11 protein-coding genes are annotated in these 15,427 nt (G+C 35.2%); 4 read left to right on the top strand and 7 right to left on the bottom strand.

Annotation, left to right across the window (positions count from 1 at the left end; all coding sequences use genetic code 11):
- Positions 1-33: 33 nt before the first annotated feature.
- A complete protein-coding gene (locus LOS73_RS10340) occupies positions 34-537 on the top strand; it encodes a hypothetical protein (RefSeq protein WP_457934932.1) in 504 nt (167 codons plus the stop codon).
- A gap of 431 nt (positions 538-968) precedes the next feature.
- Entirely contained in the window at positions 969-2,339 is a 1,371-nt protein-coding gene (locus tag LOS73_RS10335; RefSeq protein WP_457934931.1) for a serine hydrolase domain-containing protein, read from the top strand.
- A gap of 563 nt (positions 2,340-2,902) precedes the next feature.
- Here the strand turns inward: LOS73_RS10335 and LOS73_RS10330 are convergent.
- The 7 genes from LOS73_RS10330 to LOS73_RS10300 form a co-directional block, all read right to left on the bottom strand.
- Positions 2,903-3,142, bottom strand: coding sequence for a hypothetical protein (locus LOS73_RS10330; RefSeq protein WP_457934930.1), 240 nt, complete (start codon positions 3,140-3,142; stop codon positions 2,903-2,905).
- 277 nt (positions 3,143-3,419) lie between these two features.
- The gene (locus LOS73_RS10325; RefSeq protein ID WP_457934929.1) at positions 3,420-4,256 is read right to left on the bottom strand and encodes a nitrate- and nitrite sensing domain-containing protein; all 837 of its coding nucleotides are present in this window, start codon (positions 4,254-4,256) and stop codon (positions 3,420-3,422) included.
- A 23-nt stretch (positions 4,257-4,279) separates the two neighbouring features.
- Positions 4,280-5,416, bottom strand: a complete 1,137-nt coding sequence (locus LOS73_RS10320; protein ID WP_232525469.1) for a methyl-accepting chemotaxis protein — start codon at positions 5,414-5,416, stop codon at positions 4,280-4,282.
- Positions 5,417-5,854: 438 nt separating this feature from the next.
- Positions 5,855-6,103, bottom strand: a complete 249-nt coding sequence (locus LOS73_RS10315; RefSeq protein ID WP_457934928.1) for a hypothetical protein — start codon at positions 6,101-6,103, stop codon at positions 5,855-5,857.
- A 92-nt stretch (positions 6,104-6,195) separates the two neighbouring features.
- On the bottom strand, positions 6,196-7,833 hold the full coding sequence (locus LOS73_RS10310) for a cyanophycinase (RefSeq protein WP_457934927.1): 1,638 nt from the start codon (positions 7,831-7,833) through the stop codon (positions 6,196-6,198).
- Between the two features lie 343 nt (positions 7,834-8,176).
- Positions 8,177-10,450: a putative bifunctional diguanylate cyclase/phosphodiesterase gene (locus tag LOS73_RS10305; protein WP_457934926.1), complete on the bottom strand. Its 2,274-nt coding sequence runs from the start codon at positions 10,448-10,450 to the stop codon at positions 8,177-8,179.
- Between the two features lie 116 nt (positions 10,451-10,566).
- Positions 10,567-13,434: a UvrD-helicase domain-containing protein gene (locus LOS73_RS10300; protein WP_457934925.1), complete on the bottom strand. Its 2,868-nt coding sequence runs from the start codon at positions 13,432-13,434 to the stop codon at positions 10,567-10,569.
- Between the two features lie 211 nt (positions 13,435-13,645).
- Between LOS73_RS10300 and LOS73_RS10295 the strand changes: the two genes are divergently transcribed.
- On the top strand, positions 13,646-14,383 hold the full coding sequence (locus LOS73_RS10295; RefSeq protein ID WP_149614604.1) for a hypothetical protein: 738 nt from the start codon (positions 13,646-13,648) through the stop codon (positions 14,381-14,383).
- Positions 14,384-14,494: 111 nt separating this feature from the next.
- Positions 14,495-15,412, top strand: a complete 918-nt coding sequence (locus LOS73_RS10290; RefSeq protein WP_457934924.1) for a M14 family metallopeptidase — start codon at positions 14,495-14,497, stop codon at positions 15,410-15,412.
- Positions 15,413-15,427 lie beyond the last annotated feature (15 nt).

Below are 15,427 nucleotides of genomic sequence, written 5' to 3'. Positions count from 1 at the left end.
TTATCGCACTATTAAATTATTAGCAGGACTAAATTGAACTCAGGTGCATATTTTGAAACTCAGATAGGTTTTGCTTTAGTTCAGCTTTTGCCTATTTTCCTGATAGCACTGCTTTTATTTATATTATTTAAATTTTCTGACGTTACTCAATATATTTCAGAGATTTTAAAAATAAGTAGCAACAAATTTCTTTTGGGTTTTGGTTTTTTATCTTGCGTTTTGGTATCGGATAGTATCTTTGGTTACTTTAAAGTTTCACATTTACGCCAAATCATTGATGAGAAAAAGTATCAGATGGTAGTTGGATGCGTGAAACATTACAATTCTGAGACTTCACCAACAAACTACCGTACGGAAACGTTCGTAATCGAAAATACAAAATTCCAATTTAGCAATTACACTCAAAGTTTATATTTTACTGGCGATGATCATACCGATAACTTCATCACTGAAGGCCAGTGTATGGAAATCAGTTATGTCAGAGACGGTCAGAAAAATCACATTTTTAAAATCGTCCCGTTAACGAGGCGTGACTAATGTCCGCAATTGGGACTAAGCAGCGGGTTGACCTGACCCGATAAAGTAGACATTGAGTAGCTAGTTGATTTAACTCGTACCATCTAAGTAATATGATAAAAGAAGTTTTTTAGTTTTTATATAAAAACAATCTCCGCTTCTAATAATACTCTTAATTAGCAATAACTTACCCTTTTACTATTAATAGAAAATACTAAAATAAGAACGCTACCACGTTAAGGTAAAGAATGACCTCTGATAAAGCTGTTACATTCACTTGGCCTTTATAAGCAAATATACCTTCATTGAAAAAATTAAATAAGCTATTGAATAATATTGGTTTTCTTTATTAAATTGCAAGCAGCTGTTATATGTAATACCATTGATTACACGTGTAATCTCTGTATGTTTTTTATTTACAGATTTATTTAATGATTAAGGGAACATAGTTTATGGGAAAAAATATATTTTTTTGTCTTTTTGTAGGATTGTATGGAATAAAAGCAGTTGCTCAACAACACAACTTTGCTGAATTAATGCAGTGCCATAACTCTTCAGAAGCTCCTGGCATGGTTGTTAGATTAGAACATTCAGGTAAACATATTTATAGTGGTGCGGTTGGTTTGGCAAATATTGATACTGAGAGACCCCTCAATGTAGATGATATATTTCAAATAGGTTCTGTCACGAAAACATTTACGGCTGCAGCGATCTTGAAACTATCGGAAGAAAAAAAGCTATCATTACAAGATACATTAGCGCGATTTATTCCTGATATTAACCCTGAGTTTAGGTATTTAACGATTGATAGAATTTTAAACCATACTTCTGGTCTGCCAGATTACTTAGGGGATCCTTCAGTCAGTAAAATTTATGATAAATATGCTTCTATTGATCAAGTTATACAAAGTATAAGTAAACAACCCCTTAACTCTGAGCCTGGTAAAAAATATAGTTATTCAAATTTGGGTTACGTCTTTCTGGGAAAAGTAATTGAAGTTGCTTCTAATACTCCGTATGACCAGTTCATGTTAAACACATTTTTTAAACCTCTGAAAATGGATAATACTTTTGTTATTACGAAAGGAACATCTGCTGGGAAAGTAAACGGCTACACTACTAATCGTAATGAGCCTAAAAAGTATATTAACCCTGAAGATTCAACTGAAAGGCAATGGAATGTTGACCGTAGTTGGATCTATTCTGCGGGCGCTATTGCTTCTACACTTGCTGATATGCACCTTTGGCAAAATGCATTAAAGTCAGGGCATGTAATTTCAAAAGAAAACTATAAACTAATGACCACCAAGGCATTATTAAATAATAATTCGCATGTGGGTTATGGATATGGCTTAGATATATACAAAATAAGTGGATTAGATAGCTTTAGCCACCAAGGTCAGGTTCCCGGATTTTTTGCTTGGCATGTCTATTTCCCGAATGAAGGTTTAACCGCTACAGCTTTAACCAACATCGACACAAAACACCCAGGCCCTGCTCTATTAGACATGATAGCGCTACAACTAAATTTATCTCCTAAGCAAGTAAATAGTCAAAAAGCAAAGGCCCTAGCAGCATCTTTAGTTGGAAGTTATCGTTCTTCCGATTCGAAAATTTTAAATATTTCGTTCGAAAAAGGTACACTTCATTCTCAATATGAAGGTGAGAGTAAACTAAAAATCATACCCAGGGAAAACAACTCGTACTCTTATGAGTGTACTGAAAATTACTTTCAGCTTAGAGAAAATAATGGGAAGCATGAAATCGTCCCAGTGCATTTATATCAAGGTGAGCAAGATGCACTTGTTAAATTAGAATTATGAAAAATAGGCTAAGGTTATCAACGGCTGCTCTTGGCACTAAGCGGTCGGGGAACTAGTCCTGAAAGTTCTAAACCTTATTGTCTCAGTTTCATATTTTGCTGTTTAATTTTAATCTAAGTGCCCTGTCACATTATGCTATCCAATACCTTTTATGTTCTTAAACTAAGACTGGTATAAAGTACAGCAGCCTGTTGAGTTGGTTTGTCGCCCGTTTCTTTGGTTTTTTTAACTGCTTTTTAACAAGCTGCTGCGAATTACTTCGCTTTTTAATCGCAGTGTCTGTAGCTGCTTTTTTCTGCCTCCCCTTAATTTCATCACTCAATGAATTAACTTTTGACCACTACAGCACTTTGCAAACCTCCTTAGCAGGTAAAAGGTGGAGTTTGAAGTCATACCCACAACCACTCGTACCACAACTATGAATTAACTCGGTAATGCACTCGTTTTAGATTTTTTATAAACAGTTTTACCCGCAGATACTAGTCCTACTTTGCAAATAGGTTGTGTGGAAATGAGATTGTTCTTTTTCGATAAATATTGTTGCTTATTGGGTACGGAAAAGGTTAAACCTTCAAAATTAGGTAATGGTTTAACTGTGATTTTTTTAATAAATCCTCTTTATCACTCCCAATCTCATTGAAGGTAAGATTAACTTCGATTTCAACCGTCGGAGATTCTTTGAAGATTTCAATTAAAGATTGACGATCCATTAGGGCAATTTCATTTAGTGGGATGGTTGATTCATTTGCTGAAAGACAGCCTGAAGCTAGTACTGAGAGCACTGCTAATTTATAAAGACGCACTTCTGTATTCCTTTGCATGATTTGTAAATGAGATTTAAATTATCAAGATTTAAGGCAGCCATTTAGAAAACTAAGTGTCTTAAGGGTTATTTTTTTAATGGTATCAAAGCATATAACCATTAAGAGGTGAGGTAAATGAGTTTTACTATCATTAACTAAATTAGACAGCCTCATTAATTAAGCAAACCTATGCACTAAATTTACTTTCTTGGGTTGAGCGTTGGTAATCTCCATTTCTAACGGAGGCCGCAGAGCTATATGTAATTAATTTTAAATCTTATATAACTTTATTTAATTGCTTCACTTGGTGATCAAAAATATCATTCATCTTTGACATAGTCTCAGTTGCGAGTTCAAAGTACTGATTACTATCTATCGCAACTTTAGCTGCACCAACTAATTCTGACGTCATCACTTCTATTAATTTATTCATACTTTCAGTCGCTTTTTTCACTAGATTAGTGTGAGTATGTTGCTCTTCTGGTAGGTGTGATAATCGTTGTAAAGTATCAATAGTGGTTTTTGCCATTGTTTGAATTAAAAAATTTAACCTGATTTTATCAACACTTGAACAGCATTGTTGAACAGCAACGCTAACTCCGATGGCTCGTGACTGGCCTATATTTTCTGTCGTTAATATTAACTCGCGCCAAACATACCCTATATTATTTATTTTTGGTAAAAAATCGGCCGTTAAATGCGAGCTTTCAGCGGTATCCTCTAATAAATAGGCTAAGTTTTTAATCATCATCGTATGCTGTTCAAAACTATTGCTGACCGATGATTTATTGTTAAAACTAAGAAGTCTACCCCAATGATCAGTAAAGGCTGCCCAACGCTCATTTTTAGCAACAGGTGAAAGCATTAAAGAGTTAATTTCTTGAGAAATTAATTTTTTAATACCAGTCAATTTAGCCTCTGCGTTAGTATCGCCATTTAACCAAGCAGCAGTGAGTCCTCGGTGTTGTTGAGCGAAAATAATTATCCTTTTGATCTGGCAAATATGTACAAGTCCGTCTTTTTGTATTTTTTTATTGTTGCTTATTTTCATTTTTTTTATCAAAAAAATAATAAGGATACAAAAAGTAGCTGTAGTTAAGGTTATCCATTGCATATTACACTCCTTAATAAGAACGACTATTGCCTTTGGGTTAATTTACGTAAATGATTTGCAACTAATTGAGATTGAACCGCTATATCTGAATTAGCTTGTGCACCAAGAACAACTTGCGCAATATGTTCAGAAATCTCATGGGTTGCAGCTGCCTGCTCGGTTGACACATTACTCACTATTTCCATTTGATGCTTAACCTGCTCAGTTGCTTTTTCGATATCGTTAAATGAAATATCGACCTCATTAACTTTTTGAAGGCAAACATCAGTTTGTATAACGACCTCACTCATCGTGCTAACAATCTCACTGCTTTCTTTCAATACATCATCAATATTGGCCACAATACTGTCCGTAGAATTATGTGTACGTTTAGCTAAAGCTCGAACTTCTTCTGCAACAACAGCAAAACCTAAACCAAACTCTCCTGCTCGAGCCGCTTCAATTGAAGCATTAAGCGCTAGTAGATTTATTTGTTGAGAAATTTGTTGTATCGATTCAGTGATCTTTTCAACATTTATAACTAATTCATTCAACGAAACCATACGCTGCTGGGTTATTTTGGCCCTTTTATTTACGTTGGTTACCGCATTACTTAGTGACACTAAAGTGTCTCTACCCTGATTAGCTATTTCTGAAGCTAAACATGAAGAGTGATGTGTTTTAGATATTTCGTTATTGATCTCGCTTAGTGAATGGCTCATTTGTGTCACTGCTGATGCTGTTGAATTTATAGCGTCGGATTGAAGCAAAACATTATTTTTTACTTCCGATGAAATTTCAATAACCTGAATCGCGGAATACTCAACCTCTTTATTTTTTTCATTATGATGGGTAATAACTCGACCTAACTCACGATATTTTACTAGTAACTCCTCAATAAATTCTGAGTTTGCCAAACTGTTAAAATGAATATCGCGGTGATCGAAATTTTTAGTATTAATGTGTTCAATAACACTCTTTATTTGTTTTAATTGTGAACTTGCAATACAAGCAATGCCCGATAGAAGATATAAAAGAACGACAAAAACAAAGATTAACTTCACTATTGGAAAATAAAATAAACTTACAAAAAAGCCAAAGAAGATAGTTAATGTTATCCAAAAATAAATTTTTAATCCTAAATTTTTTATTAATAAAGTTATAGGTAAAAATATTATCAAAATAGTGTGGCCCAATTAAGAATGCGGATGATTTTTAATTGCAAGATACGAACCAATATTTAATAACCTGATTTTAAACAGTATTTTATTTTTTAATTTATAAGTAATTAACTATTATGATGATAACGAAAAATAATGCTCTCTTTTGGTGCATTTACTTCTATATTTTATTAATTCCCTTTAAAAGAAATATTCTTACTTTTAAAACGGTATGACAGACATGCTTTAGTACCCTTGTGGGCTAAGTAAAAACCGAGCAAATCGATAATAAATCTATGTTATTAAATATTTATATCAGAGTTCACATTGGTTATTTTATGAAAGGAATTTTTTGATAGTTTAACTTTAAGCTAAGATGACAAGCTAAGCATTTATTTTATAAAAACTAAGTTATAAAAGCGCCTAAAGGCGCATCTATAATATTTAAAAGGTGCTACTTTAGTGCTTACGACCTACACCATTTCGTACCATGTCTTGCCCTGTTTGGAACACGTCTTCTGTAATCATGCGTGCTAAAAGTAGCTTTTGATTATCGTCAAACACAGCAACAAAACGGCTGCCATCTTTGTTATTAGTAGCCATACCAACACCGGCAACACCTTTAAGTCCAAAACCACCGTTTTCGACATCTATTAAAAAGCTTTCTAGTTCGGCTAGACTAGAAATTACATCATTTTCTTTATTCATTTTAATACTCTTTTAGTAAGGCTTTTAAATCATTATGGTGGCTATTTTATAGAGAAGAGCCAAAAACTTAAACCCTTGGCTCAGGTTAGTCACTAAATCGACTTTATAGCTAACTCTAAATTGCTTAGCGCACAACCAAACTCTTTTGCATTGATGCGATGATACTGTGTGTCATTCGTTGCTGTGAGGCTAATTATAAACTCGTCTTGTTGGGCTACCGCACTTTGCTCTTGGCTTAGGCACATAGCTTGAGTTAGTGAGCGCAGTTTTGAATTTGTTAAAATTGCACCAAAACGCTGCACAGGCAGTGGAGGTATTTTTATAGCCGGTAACGCTTGGCTTATAGTGCGATCACTTAGAGTAAACGTGTTATTGGTAATATCAATTACACTGCCTGTAGGCCAGTAGGAGTAGCTATAACTTTTACTATTTGGTTGGGCTTTACCTTGGTTAGCTAAATGCACTACACCACTTTTGCCTATTACGGTTATTAAACTACCTTCTGGTGATTTAATAACAACCAAAGCCGTATTTTCATCAATACCAAAACCATGTTGAATCTCTGTTTTAATATTTTTGACTTCGTTTTTATTTAGTACTGCTGCAAGCCTAAATGTACGGTTTTGTTCGCTAAATTGAGTATCTAGTACACCAAAGTTAAAACTGCCCAGCCCACCAGCATTAGCGTTAGTTTCACTTTTACGAAGTGCCTCAAGGCTTGTCGTATTTGTAAGCATGCCCGTCACTTTACTTTGGATTGCAGCACCGGCTCCTTCACCTACAATTACTGGGCGAGTTTGCAATGCTTGCGTCCACGGGTATGGGTTATTGTTTTGATCAAATAATACCTTATGAGTTAATGCTGCATTACCGCTATTAAACATCACACCGGTACTATTTTTAATAAGTGATACAAGTGCATTAGTGCCATTTTTACATAAAGCGTATTCGGCCTTTGTGCGATCGGGATAAATCACTTCACGGTTATACACATTCATTAATGTATTTCTGAGCGCTGGTAATTTATCGCACGAGTTACTCGTAATCGCTTTAGCAAGCGCGGGCGTTAGTGCTAACCATTGAGTGTTTATATTTGATTGTGCCAAAAGACTTTGCGCTACATCTGCCGACTCATAAGGGTCGCGGCTCGATGCCGTAATAGCAAGCATTGTAGGTTTTGCGTTATTAACTTTTAAACTGCCCGACACAAATTGTAAAATATTATTAGTCGCGCTCTCGTTATTGAGTTCAGTGTTTACTTGTTCTTTTAAACGCTCGCCATCATTATCTAATTGATGTGTTTCTAACATATCAAACAAAAAATCGAACTCTTGATCTGTCAAACGACTTAGCTCTTCGTTATTTATATCACGCCATAGCCAAAGCAATTCAGCTTTAGTCATTGGTGAAGTACTTTTAGGATGTAATGCGGTCAACGAGTTAAACGTTTCCAACTTAGTTACGCTGTTATTATTGGGCCAGCGTGAGTTAATTTGATTAATTTTAGCGCTTGTGATTGTAAATAAACGATGCTTTTTACCTAGAACTTTCGTGTTATTTTTACAACTTTTTAAATTCGAACTAGAGCATACCGAAAATGTGCTACCGGCTAAAACCAACGTTTGGCTTTGCTCTTTACAAGCTAAGTTTGTTGAAAATACAACCATTAAAAATATGGCAAAAGATTGTGTTAATTGCAGTTTTTGGCAAAACAAAAATACGTATTTCATAATATAAACTCTAAGGCCTGCTGACCTTTCAGGATTAAAATTTGTTCTATCTAGGGGCGGTTTAATCGCAGTACGATATTTTTAGCCTCGTAGGAGTAAGTACTTAACCTGAACTCTGGATAATAAATCTATCTCGAGCAGCTATTTTCAGCGCTAGCTGCGTTGAATTTGCTAAAAGTCTCTGGCTAGAGAAAATAAATTAAAATATCAAAATCATTCAATACGTTAGTAAATTTCTTAACCAGATTTTAGGTTAATTTATATAGTAATGGTTAGTAAATTGAGCCGTTCAGTTAAATCTAAAACATCAACTCAATAAAGTAGTCGCCAATTACTACCGGAATTAAAAGACTTGTTTTTCATTATTTTTAGCAGCTATAAATTTTGTTCCGTGTTTATTTATATGAGCCTCATAATTTTTAACCGTAATAGGTTGTGCAAAATAAAAACCTTGGAACTCTTTACAACCCATTTCCGCCATAATAGCAACTTGTTCTTGCGTTTCAACACCTTCGGCAACACATTTTATATCTAATTCTTCGCACATAACGAGTATCGCTTTCACTAAACTCTTTTGACGTGAAGAATGAGTAATTTGACTGATAAGAGAACGGTCGAGTTTGAGCTTATTTATAGGATAATGGGCAAGACGAGCAATATTTGAGTATCCGACCCCAAAATCGTCAACTGATATTATAAAACCCCACGATTGCAATGTTTGCATTAGCTTTAATGAATGGCCTTGATTTGCTTCAAGTGAGGTCTCAGTAAGCTCTAACTCTATTTGCTGCGGCTTTACGTTAAAATCAGCTAAAGATTTTACTAGTTTTGAAATAAAGTCAGGCTGGCTGAAATCAATTAAAGATATATTTATTGCTATAGGCACACTTGGCATATCTACTGTAGACCACTGAGCAATTTGAGCACACACTTTTTGAATAATCAAATCAGTTAACCTACTGATCATTCTGTACTCTTCTGCAATAGGTATAAATACAACTGGTGATACGTTGCCAAGTATTGAACTATGCCACCTCGTGAGTGCTTCGAGCCCTATGCACTCTCCTTTAGCATTCACTTTTGGTTGGTAGTACACCGATAAATCACCTTGTTGAAGCGCTTCATCGAGCAACATTGATATTTCGTATTTTTCTATAAACGCTTGTGATTGTTCTTCACTATAGCTGCAAATAGGAGAATTACTGTTTGCTAATTTAAGTGCTTCGCAGGCATTTGTTAACACTTCAGCACTACTTTTCCCATGATTTGGGTAGCGCGCAAAACCAAATAAAAAAGTTTGCTGACACTTATTTCCAAGTACATTATATGCTTCGTCTAACGTGTTTTTTATATTTACCAAAAGTTTATCTTTTAGTTCGTTTGCCGAATGTGTTCCAACAATAAAAGCCAGTTTCCCCACTCCTACATGCGCACACAACAAAGGACCTTCTGGCATCTTTTTTAAACGCTTAAATGCACTAATTAGCAAAGCTTGTGAATCAATTTTAGTAAACTTTAAATTTAAATACTCACTATTAGCCGTTTGTGTAACCACAATATAAAAGCCTTTGTGATATTTAATGGTTAATCTGTTGCACTGTGTTTCAAACCATCCTCTATTTGGTAGCTTTGTTTGTGGATCTCTAAAGCGTAAGCGCTTGTTTTCTTGCTCCATTATAGTTAAGTTTTGTTTGATTAACTGTTCTTGAGTACAATCATAAAAATCATAAACACGATAATTAGCACTCATTACGTGCTGGTAGTTAGTCCGAAAAAAACTGTTTTTGTGTTTAACAATTTGATCTTGAGCATCAAGCTCATCAACATCAAGCGAAGGTAATAAATTGAATAGTTTAACGCCATGTTCTTTTAAATGTTTTTTAATATCAAACATATCAATAGCATGTTGATTAAAATCTGTAATCACAAAATTTTCATCTACAATAATCTTCGCTTTGTTTGATTCAGTAAAAAGAGCCCTATAAAGATCGTTTTTATCTTTGAGGTAAGTATTAGCGCTCTTCATACTTTTATTTAAGCGTTTTGCCGCAACAATAGTGCGAGCAAAAGCAAGTGGAATACAAACATTTAAAGATAAAAATATAAGGCTTGTAATATACAGCTTTTCATCAGAAAGTTTAGTTGAGACACCAGATAAAGAAGATAGATTTATGTCGTTAACTATAATATAAAAAGGAATTATATTTAACACAGCATAAAAAATGGCCGTTCTGCACCCTATTAACATTAGTGCGATTAAAGGGCACGAAAACATATATATCGAGCCAATTTTTGCCAGCTCTAAATCGGTCACGAATAAGTTAATACACAGACTTGCTGCAACTATAGAGAGCAGCAGTGCATGCGCACAAAATATATAATACCTTTTGCTTGCTGCTAATAATAAGGTCGTTATAAAAAAGAAACTAACGCTTAGTCCTACAAAGTATAAAATATTAAATTCAGCAGCTTGTTTAGATTTATGAAGCGATATAGCTAGGCATAATAAAATACCGGTTGCAAAAATAATACGTAAAGCACTCACACGCCAATTAGGTATTTGCCCTGTTGGTAAATGATGGTCTTCAAGCAAAAAAAATCGACTGAAAAAGTGCATGGTAATCAATAATGAGACTCAGGTAGCATCAATTAAACATTGATACTAAATAAAAGCAATAAAATACGACTAATTACAATTTAAGTACTACTTTAAGATTAATTTAAATAGGCTATTCATGTAACAGTTAGCTTTCGAGTGTTTTTACAGCTGTCTTCTTTGAGCTCAAAGCCACTGCATCCTAAAAATTCACCATGCTTAGATTTGCGTTTCCGCATTTCACGCCCACATTTTTCACAAATTGGATGCTGTGTTTTACATTCTATATTTACACATTGTGAATACGTGCTTTTATCAACCGATGGGCTACTACAGCTTTTACACACTCGTAGTTTAGTTTCGCAAATTTGCGTGTTAGTACAGCTATAATAATTACCATACTGACCCGTTTTTGGCACAATTAATCCGTCGCTGCATGTATTACACTCTCTTTGCTTTAGTTGCGACTTGTTAAACAACGTTGAAGCGATTTGAATAGGATAATCGTCATTTACTAGTTCTTTTACAAACGCTGAGCATGCATAAGGGTCTGCAATTAAGTACGCTTTATGTTTAGCACGTGTAATGCCTACATAAAGCAAACGCCTTTCCTCTGAGTGAGTGAATTCATCTTGCTCTGGTAATAACGACTCCACCAGCACGCTATTTTGATTATTGCTAGGAAAGCCTAATTTACCTTGTTCAAAACCAATAATAATACAGTAATCGGCTTCAAGCCCTTTAGCACTATGTAATGTCCAAAAATAAAGAGAGTTTGTATGCTTTTTATCTTTTAAATGCTGCTGTACGCTATTTAACATGTATCGATATCGACTAAGTATGGCAATACTCGCTGATACATCGTTTTTTTGAATCGTGCTTATGCTCTGCTGCACTTTTATTTCTATCGATTTAGTACCTTGGTATAAATCGTCTAATAAAATAACGTGTGGTGTGGTTACTTGTGTATGTGTGCTGATCAGCTTTTTATATTGCTCAGGGTTTTGCATTACAAAACGCCCTGCTACATCGCTAATACTGTTGTTATATCTAAATGTTTTTTGCAACATAGTAAGTGAGTGGCCACCCACCAGCTCATTAAAACGCGTTGTAAACGCTAAATTACCACCCGAAAAACGATAAATTGCCTGCCAATCATCACCTACGGCAGTAAAACGTACACTTTTGCCCTTGTTAATAAGTGTGTTTAAAAAGGCCATACGCGCACCTGATATATCTTGAAACTCATCAACTAAAATATGGCTCCAAGGCACACTAAATTCACCTTTTTTTACAGCCTTTGTTGCATGAATAATCATATCGTCAAAATCAATGGCGTTTTGCGTATGTAGCTCTTGCATATAAGCATTATGTATAGCTATAAGCATTGCGGCATAACGTTGATGGTTTTTGAGTCCACTTTGTTTTATACGTTGTTTTATTTGCGTATTAGTGAGCTGCTCAGCTCTTATGGCTTGCAAGCACTTTAAGTATTTTTCAACCCCTTGTTGTAACAGCCCTGAGTTATTTAACGTGCTAAATACTTCATCGTCATTTAAAGGTACAAGCGCCACACTATGTTGCTTTAAAAGTTTACTTAAGCGCTGCTCTAACTTGCCTTCGAACCAATTGTAGTGAAAAGTCTCAAGTAAAATAGTGTTATTATTTTTATGCAGTTTTCGCTTAAAAGCTATTTGCTCGTTATAGCGTTTTTTATTTATATCGGCGCGTGTATTACCTTGCCTATCAATGTCAAAGTGCTCTAGATAAATATTGTATTTTGATAAGTGAAAATTGGGATTATATTGTGCGTTTAGGGTTATGTCTTCTGCTGAAATCTCTAGCTTATTTTTGTAGTGAGGCTCGTACTTGTGATCAACCGAATGTAAATATAACCAGTTTGAAATAAGTAGCTCTTGATAACTTTTAACTTTAAGCCCTGCAAGGCTTCTATATTCGTTATCTCTGAGGTAGCGCTCATACTCAGCACTGCTTTTAAAACTAAAAATATCGACTGGTTCGTGAAGTAAATCAACAACGTTTTTCAAAAATGTAGAGTCGGTCTGCATTTGCTTATAAAGCCATGCGGTTAACCATGTTTTTTGCTGTATTTCATCGGTTGCAAATGTAGAAAGCTTCGTTGATTTTTTCGCGTCTTGTAATAGCTTTAATCCTAGTGCATGAAACGTTAAAATGGCAGGTGGTTTAATACTTAAATTGGCGTGTGCTGCACGTTTAATAAAGCGCTCTTTTAATTCCTGTGCAGCCGTTTTATTGTAAGCAAGTACCAATACCTGCTCTGGCAGTGCTATTCCACGTGCGATTAAATCAAGCGATTTGGCAACCATAACTGAGGTTTTTCCTGTGCCGGCTGCTGCAAGTACTAGATTTTTATCGTTATCGCGTATAACCGCTAAACGCTGCTCTGTAGTGAGCGGGTTAGACTCAACATTATTATAAAAGTTATCTCTTAGGGTAAGCTGCTTTTGTTCATATTTATGGCGTAATTGCGCTACAGCGTCTGCTGTTTTTGGTGTACTACTTAAAATACTTAAAAATTTTACGCTAATAGGCGATAAATGCTGTTGCCACACGGTTTGATTATGTGCGTAATTTTTACTTAAAGAAAAAACAGCTTTATTTAAGATTTCAATGGAACTGTCGCGTAAAAATTCATCAAGGGCATAACGCTTTAAAAGCGTTTTCGCATTGTTCACTTTTTGTTCTAACGTATTTGAAAAATATTTATTTAACGCTTTATTAAGCACATCTGCTTCGGCTTTTTTTAAAAAACTAACGCATGTGTTATTAGGATCACATAAATAAATTTTTGCGCTAAACAAGCTATTTTTCAGCACAGAAAAGTTACTGAAATCACTTAATAAAAATTGCTGTTTAGTCATATCTCTAAAGTGGACAACAAGCACGTCTTGCTCAATACTTACCCACTTAATACGGGTAAAAAAACGACCTAACCAACTTGGTGTGGCAACATACTGCACCATAATACTCAATACAAAAGCAGACTATAAACTAATTGTAACATACTCTTTTATAATAAATTTACTCACAATACTGGCCGTTATTTTACTAAAAATAAAACAACACTGCCTACCAAGATCTTTTATTTAAAATTTATTTTACAGTTGTTAACAATTTTAAACATCTAAAAGTACTTTCTTGTGTAACAATACGCTCACAAATAAAGGAGCTAACATGTTTAAAAAAAGCTTTTCCCTCGTGGGCATCATATTAATGCTGTGTGCTTGCACATCAGAAACAGCATCAGATCTAATTAAAACGAAAGGTATTTGGGCGGGTTTTGAGCTTGTGTCTGACGGAAGTCGTACTCGTATTAATGCAGAGCTAAATGCAGGTGATATGAATGGGTCTAACATCGTATTAAGCGATAGCGACACATTACAAGTAATCGTGCGAGGCACAGCTGTTGAACTTAGTAAAGATACAGATTTTTTAGATGTAGATTACCAAGCCTACATCAACATAACTGATGATAACGAGCCGTTTGATATATTGTTTAACCGTGATGATGAAATAAGCACACGCTCAACTGTTGAACTTCCTCATAACTTTATTATTTTAACACCAAGTAGCGAGCAAAACTTTAGCATAACAAACACAATAACAGTACAACTTGATGGTATAGATACCAATAGCGCCAGCACAATTGAGTTAAGCAGTCATTGCACCACAAATAACAACTCTACATTAATACAATCTACGTCTTCATCTATTACATCGTCGAGTTATTCATTTAATCTAAATAATTTGATAATGTTTAATGATACGCAAATAGATAAAAGTAAGGCATGCAATTTAACTATTTTGGTTGAGCGGGTTCGCTCTGGCGCTATTTCAGGGGAGTTTGCTAGTCAAAGTTATATTCAAGCTAAACAACAGCGCACAATAAATAATATGACTTTAACGTTTTAATTTGCACGCTAATTTACTCAGCGTTAAGCTACGCCTTTATTAAGTAATTCTAACAATTGTAATTGCTTACTTTTTTATATGGGCTAATAACAATTGATATAAAGGTTTATTATGACTAACAGCACATACCCTATTGGCACACCTGGCAAAAAATGGAATAACAACGATAAAGCCTTGTGGTTAGCACGCCAAAACATTAAACGCAGTTACCAAAACGAAGTGGTAACGCTAATTAATGACCTTAAAAGCACCTTAGATATAGAGCAATACGGTCAGCTTAATTACGCCGCTGGCACTTACCCATTATATATATTAAAAACGCCTAACTTTAATGCTAATAAACCAACAGTTTTAATCACCGGAGGTGTGCATGGCTACGAAACCAGTGGCGTACATGGCGCACTTAGGTTTGCTAAAACATCGGCTATGCAACACTCAAAGCAGTTTAATATTATTGTTGCGCCCTGCATTAGCCCTTGGGGATATGAGACTATAAACCGCTGGAACCCTGATGCTATTGATCCTAACCGCTCATTTTACGAAGGCAGCCCAGCTCAAGAATCAGCAGCCATTATGGCGTTTGTAAAATCACTCGATATAGACTTAGTTGCTCATATTGATTTACACGAAACAACAGATAGCGATAACAGTGAATTTAGACCCGCACTTGCTGCCCGTGAAGGCACTACAAACACTAATTGGAACATACCTGATGGGTTTTATTTAGTGGCCGATACCAATAAGCCTGAGCCTGAATTTCAAAAAGTAATTATCAAAGATGTGGCAAAGGTCACGCACATTGCCCCGAGCGATGAAAACAACCAGCTAATAGGCATCCCTCAAGAGCAATTTGGCGTTATTAACTATGCGGCACGTGAGTTAGGTTTGTGTATGGGCTTTACTGACGCGCCCTATGTAACCACAACCGAAGTGTACCCAGATAGCCCAACAGCCACAGATGAAGAATGTATATTAGCTCAAGTGGCCGTTATAACAAGCGCACTCAAATATATAAATGCAAACACATAATAAAAACTACAGATA

The organism is Pseudoalteromonas sp. SCSIO 43210, from assembly GCF_054133285.1.
Note: the sequence above shows the minus strand (reverse complement) of the source record. Positions and strands in the feature narration are given on the sequence as shown.

What these genes read in the sequence shown, in the direction of transcription:
- LOS73_RS10315 (WP_457934928.1), bottom strand. Translation starts at nt 6,103, where the DNA reads ATGAATAAAGAAAATGATGTAATTTCTAGTCTAGCCGAACTAGAAAGC.
- LOS73_RS10325 (WP_457934929.1), bottom strand. Translation starts at nt 4,256, where the DNA reads ATGCAATGGATAACCTTAACTACAGCTACTTTTTGTATCCTTATTATT.
- LOS73_RS10290 (WP_457934924.1), top strand. Translation starts at nt 14,495, where the DNA reads ATGACTAACAGCACATACCCTATTGGCACACCTGGCAAAAAATGGAAT.
- LOS73_RS10335 (WP_457934931.1), top strand. Translation starts at nt 969, where the DNA reads ATGGGAAAAAATATATTTTTTTGTCTTTTTGTAGGATTGTATGGAATA.
- LOS73_RS10295 (WP_149614604.1), top strand. Translation starts at nt 13,646, where the DNA reads ATGTTTAAAAAAAGCTTTTCCCTCGTGGGCATCATATTAATGCTGTGT.
- LOS73_RS10310 (WP_457934927.1), bottom strand. Translation starts at nt 7,833, where the DNA reads ATGAAATACGTATTTTTGTTTTGCCAAAAACTGCAATTAACACAATCT.
- LOS73_RS10305 (WP_457934926.1), bottom strand. Translation starts at nt 10,450, where the DNA reads ATGCACTTTTTCAGTCGATTTTTTTTGCTTGAAGACCATCATTTACCA.
- LOS73_RS10300 (WP_457934925.1), bottom strand. Translation starts at nt 13,434, where the DNA reads ATGGTGCAGTATGTTGCCACACCAAGTTGGTTAGGTCGTTTTTTTACC.